The organism is Acidimicrobiales bacterium, from assembly GCA_033344915.1.
Taxonomy (GTDB): Bacteria; Actinomycetota; Acidimicrobiia; order Acidimicrobiales; family Aldehydirespiratoraceae; genus JAJRXC01.
This window is the reverse complement of sequence record JAWPML010000001.1, coordinates 1,386,439-1,403,097: the sequence shown is the minus strand read 5'-3', so window position 1 is coordinate 1,403,097 and position 16,659 is coordinate 1,386,439. Positions and strand designations below refer to the sequence as shown.

Here is a 16,659-nt window from a genome sequence, read left to right as displayed (position 1 = left end):
TGCCGGTATGTCGTTACCGGCGTACGGTCGGGGCCGATGGTCACCACTCTCCTCGCTCCCGTCATCCGGTCGATGCTCGACACGACCGACGCCCAGTACTTCCAGAACCGCGACGACATGCTCGAGCAACTCGCGGTGATCGAGGACCTCCTCGACGAGGCGGAGGCCGGCGGCGGCCCGGAACGGATGGCCCGCCTCCGGGGCCGGGGCAAGCTGCCGATCCGCGAGCGCATCGCCAACGTGCTCGACCCCGACTCGCCCTTTCTGGAGATCAGCCCGCTGGCGGCGTACAAGAGCGACTACGTGATGGGTGGCGGCATGGTCGTCGGCATCGGGGTCATCGCCGGGGTGGAGTGCGTGATCATGGGCAACGACCCCACGGTGCTCGCCGGCGCGTTGACGCCCTACGCCGGCAAGAAGTGGATGCGGGCGCTCGAGATCGCCCGCGACAACCAGATCCCCTACGTCAGCTTCGTGGAGTCCGCCGGCGGCGACCTGCGGGTCGAGACGGGCGGGGACGACGGCCGTCGCCGCGTCCAGACCGACCATTTCGCCGAATCCGGACGCTTCTTCTACGAGATGATCGAGCTGTCGAAGCTGCGCATCCCGACCGTGTGTGTGGTCTTCGGGTCCTCGACCGCCGGCGGGGCGTACCAGCCGGGCTTGAGCGACTACACGATCATGGTGAAGGAGCAGTCGAAGATGTTCCTCGGCGGGCCTCCCCTCGTGAAGATGGCGACCGGCGAGGAGACCGACGACGAGACGATGGGCGGCGCAGAGATGCACACCACCGTCTCCGGCGGCGGCGACTACTTCGCCGAGGACGAGATGGACGCCCTGCGGATGTGCCGGGAGGTCGTCTCCCATCTCAACTGGCGCAAGGCCGGTCCCGAACCCCGCTTCGCCCCGGAGCCGCCGGTGTACGACCCGGAGGAGCTGCTCGGCATCGTCAGCCGGGACCTCGTCAAGCCGGTCGACTCCCGGGACGTGATCGCCCGGGTGGTCGACGGTTCGCGCTTCGAGGAGTTCAAGCCGCGCTGGGGGCCGACACTCGTGGCCGGGTGGGCCTCGATCCACGGGTACCCCATCGGGATCCTGAGCAACAACGGGCCGTTGCATCCGGACTCCGCCCAGAAAGCGGCCCACTTCATCCAGCTCAACAACCAGATCGACGTGCCGTTGGTGTTCCTCCAGAACATCACCGGCTACATGGTGGGCAAGGACTTCGAGGCCGACGGCATCATCAAGAAGGGCTCGCAGATGCTGAACGCGGTCACCAATTCGACCGTGCCCCACCTCACCGTGATCCTCGGCTCGTCCTACGGCGCCGGCACGTACGGCATGTCGGGCCGAGCCTTCGGCAACCGCTTCACCTTCCTCTGGCCGACGGCCAAGATCGCCGTCATGGGCCCCAAGCAGATCGCCGGCGTGATGAGCCAGGTGCGCCGCGGCCAGGCCGAGCGGGCCGGGGTCCCCTTCGACGAGGAAGAGGACGCGGCCACGGTCGCCGCCGTCGAGGCCATACAGGAGAGTGGATCGCTCGCCCTGCGCGCCACCGGGGCGATCTCCGACGACGGGATCATCGACCCGCGCGACACCCGCGACGTGCTCGGGATGTGCCTGTCGGTCGTGCGGACCGCGCCCATCGAGGGCGCCGACGGCTACGGGGTGTTCCGCCTGTGAACGCTCCCCGGTTCCACTCACTGCTCGTCGCCAACCGGGGCGAGATCGCGCGCCGGATCTTTCGGTCCGCGCGTGCCATGGGACTGCGGACGGTCGCCGTCTTCGTCGATGCGGACGCCGACGCCCCCTTCGTCGGCGAGGCGGACGAGGCGGTCCGGGTGGACTCCTATCTCGACGGTGACGCGATCATCCGTGCTGCGGCCTCGACCGGCGGGAGCGCCGTCCACCCGGGCTATGGCTTCCTCGCCGAGAACGCCGGCTTCGCGCAGGCGGTGATCGACGCCGAACTCGTGTGGGTCGGGCCCGCGGCCGACGCGATCGCCGCGATGGGCGACAAGATCGAGGCGAAGCGCCGCGCCGTCGCGGCCGACGTGCCGGTGCTGCCGTCGAGTGAGGATCCCGACGACTTCGCCTCCGTCGGCTTCCCCCTGCTCGTCAAGGCAGCGGCGGGCGGTGGCGGCAAGGGGATGCGGGTGGTCGACGAGGCGTCCGACCTCGATGATGCCGTTGCCGCGGCGCGACGGGAGGCGGGCAGCAGCTTCGGCGACGACCGAGTGTTCGCGGAGCGCTATGTCCCCCGGGCCCGCCACATCGAGATCCAGATTCTCGGCGATGCCCACGGGAACCTCATCCATCTCGGTGAGCGGGAGTGCTCGATCCAGCGTCGCCACCAGAAGATCATCGAGGAGTCACCGTCGCCCTTCGTCTCGGAGGCGATGCGGACCGCCATGGGCGAGGCCGCCCTGCGGCTCGCCGGCGCCCTCGACTACGAGTCGGCCGCCACGGTCGAGTTCCTGGTGGACGACGAGACAGGCGAGTTCTTCTTCCTCGAGGTGAACACCCGCCTCCAGGTCGAGCACCCGGTCACCGAGGAGGTCACCGGCATCGATCTGGTGCGCGAGCAACTTCGCATCGCTCAGCTCGAACCGCTCGGCTACACCCAGGACGACGTCGCGTGGCACGGCCATGCGATCGAGGCGCGGCTCTACGCGGAGGATCCTTCGAACGACTTCCTGCCGGCGACCGGCACGGTGGAAGCCTTCGAGCCTGCGCCGGAACCGGCGGTCCGCTGGGATGCCGGCGTCGGCCCCGGCAGCGAGATCACGGTCGACTTCGACCCGATGATCGCCAAGGCGATCGCCGTCGCTCCGACGCGAGGAGAGGCCGCTGGGAGGCTCGCCCTCGCCCTCGAACGTCTGCACATGGGAGGGACGACGACGAATCGGGACTTCCTGGCCGCCGTCCTGCGGGAGCCGGCGTTCCTCGCCGGTGACACCACGACCGACTTCATCGAGCGGATCGACCCGCCCCGCCGTCGGCCGCTGTCCGACGAGGAGCAGGACTGGCTGCTCGTCGCCGCGGCGATGTGGCTCCAGGGGTGCAACCGAGCGGAGGCGACGACGCTCGCGGCCCTGCCCGGCGCGTTCCGCGTCGGCCGCCTGGCGCCGGAGCGCGTCCAACTCGCGCTCGGCGACGACGAGCACGTGGTGCACTACCGGGCGAACCGCGACAACTCGTTCCGCATCGGTGACGTCGAGACGCGCGGGGTCGCGATCGTGCACCGCTGGTCGGCCGAGGCCGTCGATCTCGAGTACCAGGGTCGTCGCCGCACCCTGCGGGTGACCCGGGACGGCGCCGCCATCCACCTCACCGGGGGCGGCGGCGGAGCGAGTCTGACGGTCGTCCCCCGCTTCTCGGTGCCCGAACCGGAGATCCCGGGCGGGGCCGTCGCTGCACCCATGCCCGGTCGCGTCATCGAGCTGCGGGTCGCGGCCGGCGACACGGTGGAGGCCGGGCAGGTCGTGGTGGTCCTCGAGGCGATGAAGATGGAGAACCATCTGCGGGCCGCGGAGGCGGGCACGGTCACCGAGATCCTCGCCGGTGTCGGTGACCAGGTCGAGAAGGATGCGCTGCTCATGGTGATCGACGACGGGACCGGGGCCGACGATGACTGAGCCGATCCGCATCGCCAACTGCTCGGGCTTCTACGGCGACCGCCGCAGTGCCGCACGGGAGATGGTCGAGGACGGCCCGATCGACGCCCTCACCGGCGACTGGCTCGCCGAGTTGACGATGCTCATCCTCGCCCGCACCCAGGCCAAGCGCCCCGGGGGCGGGTACGCCCGGACCTTCGTCCAGCAGATGGAGGAGGTCATGGGTACGTGCCTCGATCGGGGCATCAAGGTCGTTTCGAACGCCGGTGGCCTCGATCCCGATCATTGCGCGGAGGCGGTGCAGGAGGTCGCCGACAAGCTCGGCCTGAGCCCCACGATCGCCTACGTCGGCGGCGACAACCTCCTCCCCCGGCTCGACGAGCTGCGCAACGCGGGCGTGGACCTCATCGACTTCGAGACCGGCGCCCCGGTGGCCGACGTGGAGTACATCTCGGCGAATGCCTATCTCGGGGCATGGGGCATCGTCGACGCGCTGGCGCGCGGCGCCGACATCGTCGTGACCGGGCGCACCACCGACGCGGCCATCGTCTGCGGACCCGCCGCGTGGCACCACGGCTGGACCCGCGATCAGCTCGACGAGATGGCCGGCGCAGTGGTGGCCGGCCATGTGATCGAGTGCGGCACCCAGGCCACCGGCGGCAACTACTCGTTCTTCACCGAGATCGACGGTCTCGACCGGCCCGGATTCCCCTGGGCCGAGATCGCGGCCGACGGCAGTGCGGTGATCGGCAAGCACGACGGCACCGGCGGGGGTGTCACGGTCGGCACGGTGACCTCCCAGCTCCTCTACGAGATCGGCGGGCCGGGCTATCTCGGTCCCGACGTGACGGCCCGCTTCGACACGATCCAGCTGGAACCGGTCGCGCGGGATCGGGTGCGGATCAGCGGCACCAGGGGCGAGGTACCGCCCGACACCCTCAAGGTCAGCATGAACAGCTGGGGCGGCTATCGCAGCGACATGGCCATCGCCCTCACCGGCATCGACATCGAGGCGAAGGCGGCACTGATCGAGCAGGCGTTCTGGCGGGCCTGCCCCGTCCCCCGCGACGACTTCGAGAGTGTGACGACCGCCGTCGTGCGGACGGACAAGCCGGATCCGGCCACCAACGAGGAGGCCGTCGCCGCCTGGCGCATCACGGTCAAGGACCGCGACGAGCGCAAGACCCGGGCGGTCGCCACCGGGATGAACGATCTCGCCCTGGCCAGCATCCCCGGCTTCTTCGGCCTGCCCGGAGGCGGCGTCGCGAAGCCCTTCGGCGTCCACACCGCCGGCCTCGTGCCCCGCGATCTGGTTCCCCAGCACGTGGTGCTCCTGGGCGGCGACCGCACGGTGATCGACAGTGATGCCCCGGCCGATCGTGAGCCGCCCACTCCCCTCCTGCCGGCCTCCGCCGCCGCGCCGGCCGGCCCGACGGTTCGTGCCCCACTCGGGCTCGTGGCCGGGGCCCGGTCCGGCGACAAGGGCGGCAACGCCAACCTCGGCGTCTTCGTGCGGTCCGCCGAGGCCTACGCCTGGCTCGACGCGATGCTCAGCACCGACATGTTGCGGTCACTCCTGCCGGAGGCGACGACGCTGGAGATCGAGCGCTTCCCCCTCCCCAACATCTTGTCGATCAACTTTCTCATCCACGGCATCCTCCAGGACGGCGTCGCATCCTCGACCCGCCAGGACGGGCAGGCCAAGGGTCTCGGCGAGTGGCTGCGGGCCCGTCACGTCGACATCCCGACCGCCCTGCTCCCCGATCGCGATCCCACCCCGAGCTGACATGGACTTCGACTTCCCGCCCGATGACGATCCCCGCCGCCTGGAGATCCGGACGTGGCTCGCCGACCACCCCCAGCCGACGCCGAACGACCTCCTCGAGCGGGGACTGATCGTGCCCCACTGGCCGGCCCCCTACGGACTCAGCGCCGACCCGATGCACCAGATCATCATCGACGAGGAGCTCGGCCGCGCCGGCGTGCGCCGACCGCCCAACCCGATCGGCATCGGGTGGGCCGGTCCCACCATTCTCCAGGCCGGCACCGAGGAGCAGAAGGCCCGATTCCTCCCCGGGTTGCTGAAGGGCGAGGACATCTATTGTCAGATGTTCAGCGAGCCGGACGCCGGCTCGGACTTGGCCGCCCTCGCGACCCGGGCCGAGCGCGACGGCGACGAGTACGTGATCAACGGCTCGAAGATCTGGACGAGCGGCGGGCACTACTCGAAATACGGGATCCTGATCGCCCGCACCGACCCGGACGTCCCCAAACACAAGGGCATCAGCTACTTCATCTGCCCGACCGACCTGCCCGGTCTCACCATGTCGCCGATCGTCGACATGACCACCGCCCACTCGTTCAACCAGACGTTCTTCGATGACGTGCGGCTCCCGGCGGAGTACCTGATCGGCGACGAGAACGACGGCTGGCGGCTGGCCAAGGTGACCCTGGCCAACGAGCGGGTCTCGTTGAGTTCGGCCGGGTCGCTGTGGGGTGCGGGTCCGTCCGCGGAGCTGCTCGTGGATCTGATCCGCGACGGCGGCGCCACGACCGATCCGATCCTGCGCGACCGTGTCGCCGGTCTCCACATCGAGGCCGAGGTGCTCCGGTTGAACCGTCTTCGCACGCTGAGTGCGCGGCTCAACGGGAAGACGCCGGGGCCAGAGGCGTCGATCCAGAAGATCATGGCGGATGAGCACGGCCAGCACGTGATGGAGTTGGCGAAGGACGTGGCCGGCACCGCCGGGATGCTGTCCGGGTCGGGCCCGACCGGAACGGTGCCCGACTCGATGCGCAGCGGCGCGACCGAGGTGAACGCCACGGACGAGATGCCGGACGTGGACCGTATCTGGCACTACGGGTTCCTCTTCTCGCCCGCGCTGACCCTGGGGGGTGGGACGTTCGCGGTGCAGCGCAACATCGTCGCGGAGATGGTGCTCGGCCTCCCCCGCGAACCGAACGTCGAGAAGGGGCTGACCTGGAAGGAGACCCGCACCCGATGAGCGAGACCGCCACCCTGACGGCGTTGGAGGAGCGGCTTCGCTCCGTGCCCCGTCCGGTGCCGCTGATGAGCCGCGACGACCACGCGACGCTCACCCGCCGCCAGCGGGAGATCCTCGACGAGCTCACCGATCTGATCGTCGACGGTTTCAGCCACCTCACGATGGCCGACCTCGCGGCGCGGCTCGGGTGCTCGCTGCGCACGCTCTACGGCATCGCCTCGAGCCGGGACCAGCTCGTGCTCGTCGCCTGTGACACCGCCCTGTGGCGCACCGGCCGGACCGCCCGCAGTGCCGCCGCGACGTCGGGAGAGCTCGATCCCCTGGCGGCGATCGGTGCCTACCTCCGGGCCGCGACGCGTGCGGTCAGCGCGACGACGCCGGCATTCATGGCCGATCTGGTCGACGTTCCGGGTGGCGCCGACCTGCGGTCGGCCCATTCTCGCTATCTCGTCGCCATCACGAAGGAGCTGCTCGATGCGGCCGTCGAGGCGGGACAGATAGCCGATGTCGACACGCTGGTCGTGGCCCATGCGCTGGCGGGTATCTCCAACGTCTTCACCCACCCGGATGTGATCGACACCCTCGCGGGTACGCCGAAGCAAGCCTCCGACCACATCGCGTCGCTGATCCTGCGGGGACTGACCGCGCCACCCGAAACGTCACCCACGCCAGATCAGGAGCCCTCATGAACGTCACCGACCTCCTCGCCGACCTGCTCGCCGAGCAGGAGGCGCTCGATCAAATCGTGCGGGTCCTGGCCCCCGCCGACTGGTCCACCCCCACCGCGAGTCCTCGCTGGACGGTCACCGAACAGGTCGCCCACCTCACCTACTTCGACCATGCGGCCGCGTTCGCCATCGAGCATCCCGATCGGTGGGACGAGGAGACGGCGCGGCTGTTCGGGGCGGTCGGCGAGGGCGAAGACGGTGCGGATGCGTTGACCCTCGACCCGGTGCGCGGTCTCCCGCCGGCAGAGCGTCACGGCGCCTGGGTCGAGGGGCGCGCCGCGCTCGCAACGGCGGCGTCCACCCTCGGCGACGACACCCGAGTCCCCTGGTACGGGCCGTCGATGGGAGCCAAGTCGTTCCTCACCGCCCGTCTCATGGAGTGCTGGGCACACGGTCAGGACATCGTCGATGCGGTGGGCGCCGATCGCGCCCCGACCGATCGACTGCGCCATATCGCCCAGCTCGGCTTCATCACTCGCGGCTGGACCTACGCGAACCGGGGACTCGAGATGCCCGCCGGCGAGGTCCGTCTCGCCCTCGAGGCCCCGTCGGGTGCGGTGTGGACGTGGGGGCCCGACGACGCAGCCGCTTCGGTGGCGGGCCCGGCCGAGGACTTCTGTCTCGTCGTGACGCAACGGCGCAACCTCGCCGATGTGTCGCTCGACGTTCGCGGCGACATCGCCGTCGACTGGTTGCGCAAGGCGCAGGCCTTCGCCGGTCCACCCACCGATGGCCCCGCTGCCGGGAGATCCTCATGACCGACCTCGTCCTGACCTCGACCGAACGGGGCATCACCACGATCACCCTGAACGACGACGCCAACCGCAATGCGCTCGGCCCCGACCTCATCGAGGGGCTGATGGACGCGATCGACCGGGCGGACGCCGACCCGGGCGTACGCGCCGTGGTCCTCACCAACAACGGCTCGGTCTTCTGTGCCGGCGCGAACCTGAAGACCGCCAACGCCGGCCGCGCCGGCGCCCCGACGGGCCTGGACCTCTTCAGTCGGTTCCGCCGCTCCCCGAAGCCGTTCGTCGGCCGTATCGACGGTCACTGCGTGGCCGGCGGTATGGGTCTCGCCGCAGCCATGGACATCGCGGTGGCGATCGACACCGCGAAGTTCGGCTTCACCGAGGTCCGGATCGGCGTTGCGCCGGCGATGATCTCCGTGCTCTGCCTGCCCAAGATGCGGCCCGCCGACGCCGCGGCGGCCTTCCTGCGCGGCAACCGCTTCCTGGCGCCCGAGGCCGTCCGGCTCGGCCTCATCAACGAAGCGGTGCCCCCCGAGGCGCTCGACGACGCCGTCGGCGCGATCGTGGACGACCTGCGACTCGCCGGTCCCAACGCGCTGGCCGCGACCAAGTCGCTTCTCACGACCGTGCCGGGCATGTCCGTCGACGAGGCGTTCGCCTGGACGGCCGAGCTCTCCGCAGGCCTCTTCCGGGAACCTGAGGCCGCCGAGGGCATGGCCGCGTTCCGCGAGAAGCGGCCACCGTCGTGGGCGACGGACCTCGACGACGCGTAGGCCGAGAACCGGTGGCGGGTTCAGACGCCGACGGGGTGGTGGCAGGCCACGAAGTGGTCCTCGGCGACGGCCCGCAGCACGGGTTCCTCCGCCGCACACCGTTCGGTGGCCAGCGGGCACCGGGTCCGGAACCGGCAGCCGCTCGGCGGGTCGATCGGTGAGGGCAGCTCGCCCGAGATCAGCTCGGAGGCGGGCGGGAGATCGAGTTCGTGGCCCGGGATCGACGCGAGGAGGGCGCGGCTGTAGGGATGGGTCGGCTTGTCGTACAGGGCGTCCGTGCCTGCGACCTCGCAGACCTTCCCCAGATACATGACCATCACGCGGTCGCTGACGTTCTTCACGACGGCCAGGTCGTGGCTGATGAACATCATCGTGAGCTGGAACTGGTCCTTGAGCTTGTCGAGGAGGTTCAGGATCTGGGCCTGGACGGACACGTCGAGGGCGGAGACCGGCTCGTCGAGGATGAGGACCTCGGGATCCATCACGAGGGCCCGGGCGATACAGATCCGCTGACACTGGCCGCCGGAGAACTCGTGCGGCCGCCGCTCACCCACGTCCGCCCCCGCGAGCCCGACCGCCTCCATGATCTCGTCGATGCGACCCGAGGTGAACGTCCCGTCCGCGTCGCCCCAGATCTCGAGACCCTCCCGGACGATGTCGTGCACCCGGCGACTCGGGTTCAGCGAGGAGATCGGGTCCTGGAAGATCATCTGCATCGCCCGCCGCGCCCGGCGCAGCTCGGCGCCCCGGAGGTCGGTCAGCCGCTCACCACGAAGAACGACCTCTCCTGCCGTCACTTCCTCGAGCTGCATCACGGCCCGACCGCTGGTCGTCTTGCCGCAACCCGACTCCCCCACCACGCCGAGGGTCTCGCCGATGACGAGGTCGAAGCTCACGCCCGAGACGGCGTGGACGACCGACTTCCTCGGGCCGGGAAATTCGACGACGAGGTCGCGCACGCTCAGATGCGCGTCGTCTCGCAGGTGGGCGTCACCGGTCCCGGCCATCAGCGCATCTCCACGGTCTGTTCACTCATCGGGAACCAGCAGCGGTAGGCGTGTTCGTCCGTGCCGCCGGTCGGTGGTGCCTCCGATCGGCACCTGTCCTCGGCGGCGGGGCACCGCGCCGCGAACCGGCACCCCGACGGCGGATCGATGAGCGACGGAGGAGCACCTTCGATGGTGGTCAGCTCGCTGTGGCTCGGCAGGCTGAGATCCGGCATCGACTGCATCAACGCCACGGTGTAGCGGTGCTGGGGGTTGGCGAAGATCTCGGCGGTCGGACCGGTCTCGACCACCTGGCCGGCGTAGACGATGGCCACCCGATCGGTGAAGCCCTTCACGACCGCCAGGTCGTGGGTGACCAACACCATCCCCATCCCCCGTTCGCGGCGGAGTGAGTCGAGCAGGCGCAGGATCTGGTCCTGGACCGTCACATCGAGCGCGGTGGTCGGCTCGTCGGCCAGCAGCAGATCCGGCTCGTTGGCCAGGGCGATGGCGATGGTCGCCCGCTGGCGCATGCCTCCCGACAGCTGGTGGGGATACTCCCGCACCCGTTGTTCGGCGGCCGGCACGCCGACCTGCCGGAGGAGCTCGACCGCCCGGGCCCGGGCCTCGCGCTTGGTCCGCTCCCCGTGGACGAGCATCGGCTCGACGATCTGGTCGCCGATGCGGCGCACCGGGTTGAGTGCGGTCAGCGGGTTCTGCGAGACCATGCCGATGCGGGTGCCGAGCGTGCGACGGATCGTCGCCTCGTCGGCCCGCAGCATGTCGACCCCGGCGACCTCCACGGTGCCGGTCCGGGTCACGTCGGCGAGCGGAAACGCGCCGACGATCGAGCGCAGGATCATCGTCTTGCCCGAACCGGATTCCCCGACGATGCCGAGGGATTCACCCGGATCGACGGACAGGGACACCCGGTCGACGGGTTCGACGACGCCGCCCGCGGTCTGAAGCGCAGTCGACAGATCGACGATGCGCAGCACGGCGGAGTCGTCCGATGCGGCCGGTGTCGGCTCGCCCGCAGCGTGGAGCCGCCGCGCCGTCGCCACCTCCCTCGGTGCGACGAGCGAGCGGAGGCCGTCGCCGATGAGGTTGAAGGCGAGGATGGTGGCGAACATCACCGTCGATGGGAGGAGGGCCAGGTGGGGGTGGTCGCGGATCTGGCGCCGACCCTCGTTGATCTCCTCGCCCCAGGTGATCCCGTCGAGGGAGAGACCGAGGAAGGCCAGGCCGCCCTCCGCGATGATGACCAGGGCGAACCCGATGAAGGCGAACGACAGCACGGGCAGGGCGACGTTGGGCAGCAGTTCGCGCCGGATGATGCGGGTCCGCGTCGCCCCCATCGACGAGGCGGCGTCGACGAACTCCCGCTCCGACAGGGCGAGCGACGCGCCCCGCACGATGCGGGCGTAGCCGGGGATGCCCAGGATGCTGAAGACCACGATGAAGACCTGCACGCTCGGCTCGAACGCGGACCGCACGGCGATCAACAGGACGAGGGCGGGAAACGCCAAGCTGATGTCGATCAGTGTCGTTGACAGGCTGTCGAACCAGCCCCGGACGTAGCCCGAGACGACGCCGATGAGCGTGCCGATCGTTCCCGCGACCAGGGTCACCACGAAGCCGAGGAGCAGCGCGGGCCGGGCGCCCTCCACGACTCGGGCGAAGACGTCACGGCCGGCACCGTCGCATCCGAACCAGGCGTTCCAGCCCGGATCCTCGAACCGCTCGCACTCCCCCGTGCGGGCCAGCCGCTCCTCCGGGTCGGCGATGGGCAGGACGTCGCGGAACACCGCGAAGAACACCACGATGGCGATCCACACCACCGAGAGCCAGAAGACCACACCCAGCCGCCTACGCATCGACGCTCCGAATCCGGGGGTCGAGCACGGTGTAGAGGATGTCGACGAGGAAGTTCACCACGACATAGCCGATGGACAGGATCGCGACGATCGCCGCGACGATGAAGTAGTCCTGACCGAAGATCGACTGGATCAGCAGTCGCCCCATGGCCTGGTACGCGAAGAGCGCCTCGACGATGAAGGCGCCACCGATGAGTCCGCCGACGTTCAGGCCCGCCGCGGTGAGGGTGTTGAGCGACGACGGGCGCAGCACATGACGCCACATGACGCGGCGGGTGCTCAGGCCGCGGGCCTGGGCGAGCATCACATAGTCCTGCTGGAGCGTCTCGATCAGGTCCGTGCGCAGGAGGCGCACGTAGACCGCGACGAGGTTGAGGGCCAGGGTCAACGACGGAAGGAAGTAGCCCTTGAGATTCCCGATCGGGTCGTCCTGAAAGCCGGGGAGATCGTTCGACAGGACGTCGAACCAGTCGAGCCAGACCGCGAAGATGAAGATGAGATAGATGCCGAGCACGAACGACGGCAGCGCCAACAGCCCGAACGACACCGTCGACGCCCAGCGGTCGACCCAACCGCCGGGTCGCTGGGCCGAGCGGATCGCCAGCGGGATGGCGATGGCGAAGGCCATCAGCTCGGCGAGCACCATCGTCTCGAGCGTCTTCGGCAGGGCCCGCCGGATCTGCTCCCACGCCGACACGCCGGGGCTGATCAGCGAGTCGCCGAGGTCACCCTGCACGAAGTTGCCGGCCCAGCGTCCGTAGCGAACCACCAGCGGCCCGTTCAGGCCGAGCTCCTCGCGGGTCTCCTCGATGGCCTCCGGCGTCGCCCCGAAGCCGGCCTTGAGCTCGGCCGGGTCACCCGGCGTGAGGTCGAGGAGGAGGAAGGTGACGAAGGTGACGACGAAGACGACCAGGATCAGCCGGCCGAGACGCCTCAGGTAGACCACGGGAGCGCCTCAGATCAGCCCTGCGGCTCCATCCAGATCTGCTCCCAGCGATGGAAGCTGCCCCCGGTCATGGGGAGCGCATCCGTGCCGTCGGGCAGGTAGGACTCCATCACGCCGTGGACGTAGGGCCAGGCGACTTCGCCCTCGAGCCCGTTGAAGTGGTCGAGCCACACGACGGGCACGAGGTCGGCGAGCGCGTGCTGGAAGTCGGCGTAGGCGGCCTTGCGTTCCTCGAGATCGGCCGTGGCCCGACCACGGGCGAGGGGCTCGTCGATCTCGGGGAAGTTGTGGTTCGACCAGTTCGTCGTGACCTGGCTCGAGTGGAACCAGATGTAGAACCCGTCCGGGTCGCTGTCGCTGAACTGGATCCAGGCGATCGCCTCGAAGTTGTCGGTGATGCCGGTGATGGCGGACTGGCCGAGCGCGATGTCGACGTACTCGACGTCCACGCCGACGGAACGCCAGTCATCGAGCACGAGATCGGTGACCTCGCGGAACGAGGCCCCCTGCTCGCTCGACATCGTGAACTCGACGGGACCGACCTCGGCCTCGTACTCCTCGATGAGGCGCCGGGCCTCGTCGAGGTCATAGTCCGGATAGTCCGTCTCCACGTACCACTGTGACCCCGGGTGGATCGGGCCGTTCGCGGGCGTCGAGAGTCCCGACCGGTAGAGGTCGATGACGTCCTGACGAGGCGTCGCGTGGGCGAGCGCCCGGCGCACGCGCACGTCGTCGAGTGGCGGCACGGTGACGTTGAGGAGGTAGGCCATCTCGTTGGCGCTGCCGGTGCCGATCCACACGTCGATGCTGTCGTCCTCGAGGAAGTCGAGGATGTCGGCGTCGCCCGGTGACAGGTAGCCGTCGAACTGGCCCTGCTCGAACGCCAGCCGGCGGGTGTCCTGCTCGGGGGCGAAGGTGAACTCGATCGAATCGAGGTAGGGCAGCCCTTCCTGCCAGTAGTCGTCGTTGCGCACGAGGCGGGCGCCCTCGCCGAGCGTCCACGAGTCGAGCTTGAACGGGCCGGTGCCCGTGTACCAGTCGTTCACGCCGATCTGGTCGGTCGGCACGACGAAGCCGGCCTGGCCGGTGAGCACGAAGGGGAAGGTGGCCCATGGGTCGGTCATGCGCGCTTCGAAGGTGAGATCGCCGGTCACCACATAGGACTCGACCTGCCCGACCACGAAACCGACGAGGGCGGAGTCCTTGAACGCCTGGAGGTTGGCCACCACGGTTTCGGCGTCGAGGGGCGATCCGTCGTGGAAGACCACACCGTCACGCATCGTGACGGTCCAGACCGTGTAGTCGTCGTTGGGGACGAAGCTCTCGGCGAGGAACGGCGCCCAGTTGCCGTCGGCGTCGAGCCGCACGAGCGGGTCCGCGATCGCGCTGAGAATCCGGAGCGTGCCGGGGGCGACCGCGCCGGTCAGGTCGAAGCCGGTGCCGTCGCGGTTGAGGCCCCATCGCAGGTCGCCGCCGTAGACCGGATCGAGGTCCGCACTGCCGCTGCCCTCGCCCTCGGAGGTGATCTGTTCGCCGTCGAACGTGCCCTCGCCGGTCTCGAGATCGTCGCCGGCACCGTCGGTCGAGTCGTCGTCCCCGTCATCGCCGGAGCCGTTGTCTCCGTCGTCGCCCGAGTCGTCGCCGCCGGCGCTGTCGCCGTCATCGCCGCACGCGGCCGCCACGAGCGTGAAGCACAACAGGATCGACAACCACAACAGCAGCGAACGACGCATTCGATTCTCCCCCTCGGTCGTGGCACCGTGGTGACCACGAGCCGCGGGTCAACCTAGCGCAGGCCCTCGTGCTCCGGTAATCCCCCGATGCCCCGCTGACCCTGGAGGTGCGCGCCATGCGAGTTGCCCTTTTCGGCGGGTCCGGGTTCCTCGGCCGCGGCATCGCGACCCGGTTGGTGGCCCGCGGGCACCGGCCCCTCGTGGTCAGCCGAACCGACCCAGGGATGCCGTCGGTCGACTTCGCGGCGTGGGACGGGCGCACGCTGGGCCCGTGGACGGAGGCGCTCGGCGACGTGACCCACGTCGTCCACCTGGCCGGCAAGCGGGTCGACTGTCGACCGACCGCGTCGAACCTGGCCGAGCTCATCCGCTCACGCGAGGACACCGTCCGCCTCGCCGGTGCCGGGTTCGCCGAGATCGGCGTGGTGCCGGACGTCTGGGTGCAGCTCTCGTCGCTCGCCCGCTACGGCGACGTCCCCGAGGGCACGGTGGACGAGTCGACCCGGCTTCCCCTCGACGGCATCCCCCAACACGTCGAGGTGTGTCGGCGCTGGGAGGCGGCCTATCGCGACGTCACGGCCGAGGTTCACCGGCGGGTGCTGCTCCGGCCCGGCATCGCGATCGGTGGACCGGACGACCCGGCGACCGCCCAACTCATCCGCCTCGTGCGCCTCGGACTCGGCGGCACGGTGGGCTCCGGCAGCCAATGGGTGTCGTGGATCGCGGCCGAGGATCTCTTCGCCGTCTTGCTGCGAGCCCTCGATCACGACTCGATGGGCGGGATCTACAACGTGACCGCGCCCACCCCCGTGACGAACCGCGAGCTGATGGCCGCCTACCGGCGGGCTCTCGGCCGCCGCTTCGGCCTGCCCAGCCCCGCGTGGGTGACCCGAATCGGTGCCCGTCTCCTCGGATCCGACCCGAACCTGATCCTCACCGGCCGCGCCGGCGTGCCGACCCGCCTCCTCGACGAAGGCTTCACGTTCACGACGCCCGACATCGACGACGCGACCAGGGCCGCCGTGGCGGAGGCGGGTATCGTCCGCGCATGACGTTGACCGAGCAGGACATCCGCGACCGCACCCGGGCCGTGATCGACGACGTCGGGATCGATGCCGACGAGACCGCGTTCCGATCCGCTCTGTGGGACGCCGGCCTCGCGTTCGTGCAGTACCCCGAGGGCAAGGGCGGACTCGCCGTCTCTCCCAGCCTCCAGGGTGTCGTCGAGGAGACCATCCGCGACGCGGGCCGGTTCTTCCATCCGTTGGCCACCAACACCATCGGGATCGGCATGGGGCTGCCGACGGTCCTCACCTACGGGTCCGAGGAACACCACGAGAAGCACCTCAGACGAATCTTCACGGGTGAGGACTGGTGGTGCCAGATGTTCAGCGAGCCGAGTCACGGCTCCGACGTCGCCGGCCTGTCGACCCGCGCCGTTCGTGATGGCGACGAGTGGATCGTGAACGGGCAGAAGGTGTGGACCAGCGTCGCCCACATCTCGCGCTACGGCATGCTGCTGGCCCGTACCGACCCGGACGCGCCCAAGCACAAGGGCCTCAGCTACTTCATCCTCGACATGGAGTCACCCGGCGTCGAGATCCGGCCGCTCTACCAGATCACCGGCGACGCCGAGTTCAACGAGGTCTTCTTCAACGACGTGCGCATCCCGCACGAGAACCTCCTCGGTGAGGTCGGCGACGGCTGGCGGGTCGCCACCACGACGCTGATGAACGAACGGGTGGCGCTCGGCGGGTCCACCCAGCCGCGGGGCTCGGGCAACATCGGCATGCTCGTGAATCTCTGGGGCGAGCGGGCCGAGTCCCTCCCCGGGACGGACGCGACGATCATGCGTGACCGCATCACGCAGCTGTGGATCGAGGCGGAGGTCGGCAGGTTGACCACGCTGCGAGCCCGCTCGAACGCCACCATCGGCAATCCCGGCCCCGAGGGCTCCGTCGGCAAGCTGGCCTCCGCCGAGCTCAACCAGCGGATCTGGAACACGGCGATGGACCTTCTCGGCAGCGAGGCGATGATCCACGAACCTGGCTACCCGCTGAGCCGCAACGAGGGCAGCTCCGCGTCGACGCTCTCGAAGTCGTTCCTGCGGTCGCAGGCGAACACCATCGAAGGCGGCACCTCCGACATCATGCGCAACATCCTCGGCGAACGGGTGCTGGGGCTACCCGGCGAGCCACGCGTCGACAAGGACGTCGCGTGGAAGGACATCCCCACCTGACCG

The 16,659-nt window shown here is 69.6% G+C and carries 13 protein-coding genes; 9 read left to right on the top strand and 4 right to left on the bottom strand.

Features of this window, described 5'->3' with window-relative positions; all coding sequences use genetic code 11:
• Positions 1 to 36 precede the first annotated feature (36 nt).
• From R8F63_06725 to R8F63_06695, 7 genes are read left to right on the top strand one after another with little or no spacing between them, the layout of a single operon-like run.
• A complete protein-coding gene (locus tag R8F63_06725) occupies positions 37 to 1,683 on the top strand; it encodes a carboxyl transferase domain-containing protein (GenBank protein ID MDW3218290.1) in 1,647 nt (548 codons plus the stop codon).
• Positions 1,617 to 3,638, top strand: a complete 2,022-nt coding sequence (locus R8F63_06720; GenBank protein MDW3218289.1) for a biotin carboxylase N-terminal domain-containing protein — start codon at positions 1,617 to 1,619, stop codon at positions 3,636 to 3,638. The genes R8F63_06725 and R8F63_06720 overlap by 67 nt, the downstream gene beginning before the upstream one ends.
• The gene (locus R8F63_06715; GenBank protein MDW3218288.1) at positions 3,631 to 5,403 is read left to right on the top strand and encodes an acyclic terpene utilization AtuA family protein; all 1,773 of its coding nucleotides are present in this window, start codon (positions 3,631 to 3,633) and stop codon (positions 5,401 to 5,403) included. The genes R8F63_06720 and R8F63_06715 overlap by 8 nt, the downstream gene beginning before the upstream one ends.
• Position 5,404: 1 nt before the next feature.
• A complete protein-coding gene (locus R8F63_06710) occupies positions 5,405 to 6,622 on the top strand; it encodes an acyl-CoA dehydrogenase family protein (protein MDW3218287.1) in 1,218 nt (405 codons plus the stop codon).
• A complete protein-coding gene (locus R8F63_06705) occupies positions 6,619 to 7,311 on the top strand; it encodes a hypothetical protein (protein ID MDW3218286.1) in 693 nt (230 codons plus the stop codon). Before R8F63_06710 ends, R8F63_06705 begins: the two co-directional genes overlap by 4 nt.
• Positions 7,308 to 8,108: a TIGR03084 family metal-binding protein gene (locus R8F63_06700; protein ID MDW3218285.1), complete on the top strand. Its 801-nt coding sequence runs from the start codon at positions 7,308 to 7,310 to the stop codon at positions 8,106 to 8,108. The genes R8F63_06705 and R8F63_06700 overlap by 4 nt, the downstream gene beginning before the upstream one ends.
• Positions 8,105 to 8,875 (top strand): enoyl-CoA hydratase-related protein, encoded by a 771-nt coding sequence (locus R8F63_06695; GenBank protein MDW3218284.1) that lies wholly within the window; start codon positions 8,105 to 8,107, stop codon positions 8,873 to 8,875. The genes R8F63_06700 and R8F63_06695 overlap by 4 nt, the downstream gene beginning before the upstream one ends.
• A 20-nt stretch (positions 8,876 to 8,895) precedes the next feature.
• Here the strand turns inward: R8F63_06695 and R8F63_06690 are convergent, their stop codons facing one another.
• From R8F63_06690 to R8F63_06675, 4 genes are read right to left on the bottom strand one after another with little or no spacing between them, the layout of a single operon-like run.
• Positions 8,896 to 9,882: an ATP-binding cassette domain-containing protein gene (locus tag R8F63_06690; GenBank protein MDW3218283.1), complete on the bottom strand. Its 987-nt coding sequence runs from the start codon at positions 9,880 to 9,882 to the stop codon at positions 8,896 to 8,898.
• Positions 9,882 to 11,738: a dipeptide/oligopeptide/nickel ABC transporter permease/ATP-binding protein gene (locus R8F63_06685; protein MDW3218282.1), complete on the bottom strand. Its 1,857-nt coding sequence runs from the start codon at positions 11,736 to 11,738 to the stop codon at positions 9,882 to 9,884. Before R8F63_06685 ends, R8F63_06690 begins: the two co-directional genes overlap by 1 nt.
• On the bottom strand, positions 11,731 to 12,684 hold the full coding sequence (locus tag R8F63_06680; GenBank protein ID MDW3218281.1) for an ABC transporter permease: 954 nt from the start codon (positions 12,682 to 12,684) through the stop codon (positions 11,731 to 11,733). Before R8F63_06680 ends, R8F63_06685 begins: the two co-directional genes overlap by 8 nt.
• Before the next feature lie 14 nt (positions 12,685 to 12,698).
• Positions 12,699 to 14,417 carry an ABC transporter substrate-binding protein gene (locus R8F63_06675; protein MDW3218280.1) on the bottom strand — a complete coding sequence of 573 codons (1,719 nt, stop codon included), beginning with the start codon at positions 14,415 to 14,417 and terminating at the stop codon, positions 12,699 to 12,701.
• 116 nt (positions 14,418 to 14,533) lie between these two features.
• Here R8F63_06675 and R8F63_06670 point away from each other — a divergent pair, with 116 nt between their 5' ends.
• A complete protein-coding gene (locus R8F63_06670; protein ID MDW3218279.1) occupies positions 14,534 to 15,469 on the top strand; it encodes a DUF1731 domain-containing protein in 936 nt (311 codons plus the stop codon).
• Positions 15,466 to 16,656, top strand: a complete 1,191-nt coding sequence (locus tag R8F63_06665; GenBank protein MDW3218278.1) for an acyl-CoA dehydrogenase family protein — start codon at positions 15,466 to 15,468, stop codon at positions 16,654 to 16,656. The genes R8F63_06670 and R8F63_06665 overlap by 4 nt, the downstream gene beginning before the upstream one ends.
• The last annotated feature ends 3 nt before the right edge of the window (positions 16,657 to 16,659 follow it).

What these genes read in the sequence shown, in the direction of transcription:
- R8F63_06705 (MDW3218286.1), top strand. Translation starts at nt 6,619, where the DNA reads ATGAGCGAGACCGCCACCCTGACGGCGTTGGAGGAGCGGCTTCGCTCC.
- R8F63_06675 (MDW3218280.1), bottom strand. Translation starts at nt 14,417, where the DNA reads ATGCGTCGTTCGCTGCTGTTGTGGTTGTCGATCCTGTTGTGCTTCACG.
- R8F63_06710 (MDW3218287.1), top strand. Translation starts at nt 5,405, where the DNA reads ATGGACTTCGACTTCCCGCCCGATGACGATCCCCGCCGCCTGGAGATC.
- R8F63_06695 (MDW3218284.1), top strand. Translation starts at nt 8,105, where the DNA reads ATGACCGACCTCGTCCTGACCTCGACCGAACGGGGCATCACCACGATC.
- R8F63_06670 (MDW3218279.1), top strand. Translation starts at nt 14,534, where the DNA reads ATGCGAGTTGCCCTTTTCGGCGGGTCCGGGTTCCTCGGCCGCGGCATC.
- R8F63_06690 (MDW3218283.1), bottom strand. Translation starts at nt 9,882, where the DNA reads ATGGCCGGGACCGGTGACGCCCACCTGCGAGACGACGCGCATCTGAGC.
- R8F63_06715 (MDW3218288.1), top strand. Translation starts at nt 3,631, where the DNA reads ATGACTGAGCCGATCCGCATCGCCAACTGCTCGGGCTTCTACGGCGAC.
- R8F63_06665 (MDW3218278.1), top strand. Translation starts at nt 15,466, where the DNA reads ATGACGTTGACCGAGCAGGACATCCGCGACCGCACCCGGGCCGTGATC.
- R8F63_06700 (MDW3218285.1), top strand. Translation starts at nt 7,308, where the DNA reads ATGAACGTCACCGACCTCCTCGCCGACCTGCTCGCCGAGCAGGAGGCG.
- R8F63_06725 (MDW3218290.1), top strand. Translation starts at nt 37, where the DNA reads ATGGTCACCACTCTCCTCGCTCCCGTCATCCGGTCGATGCTCGACACG.
- R8F63_06685 (MDW3218282.1), bottom strand. Translation starts at nt 11,738, where the DNA reads ATGCGTAGGCGGCTGGGTGTGGTCTTCTGGCTCTCGGTGGTGTGGATC.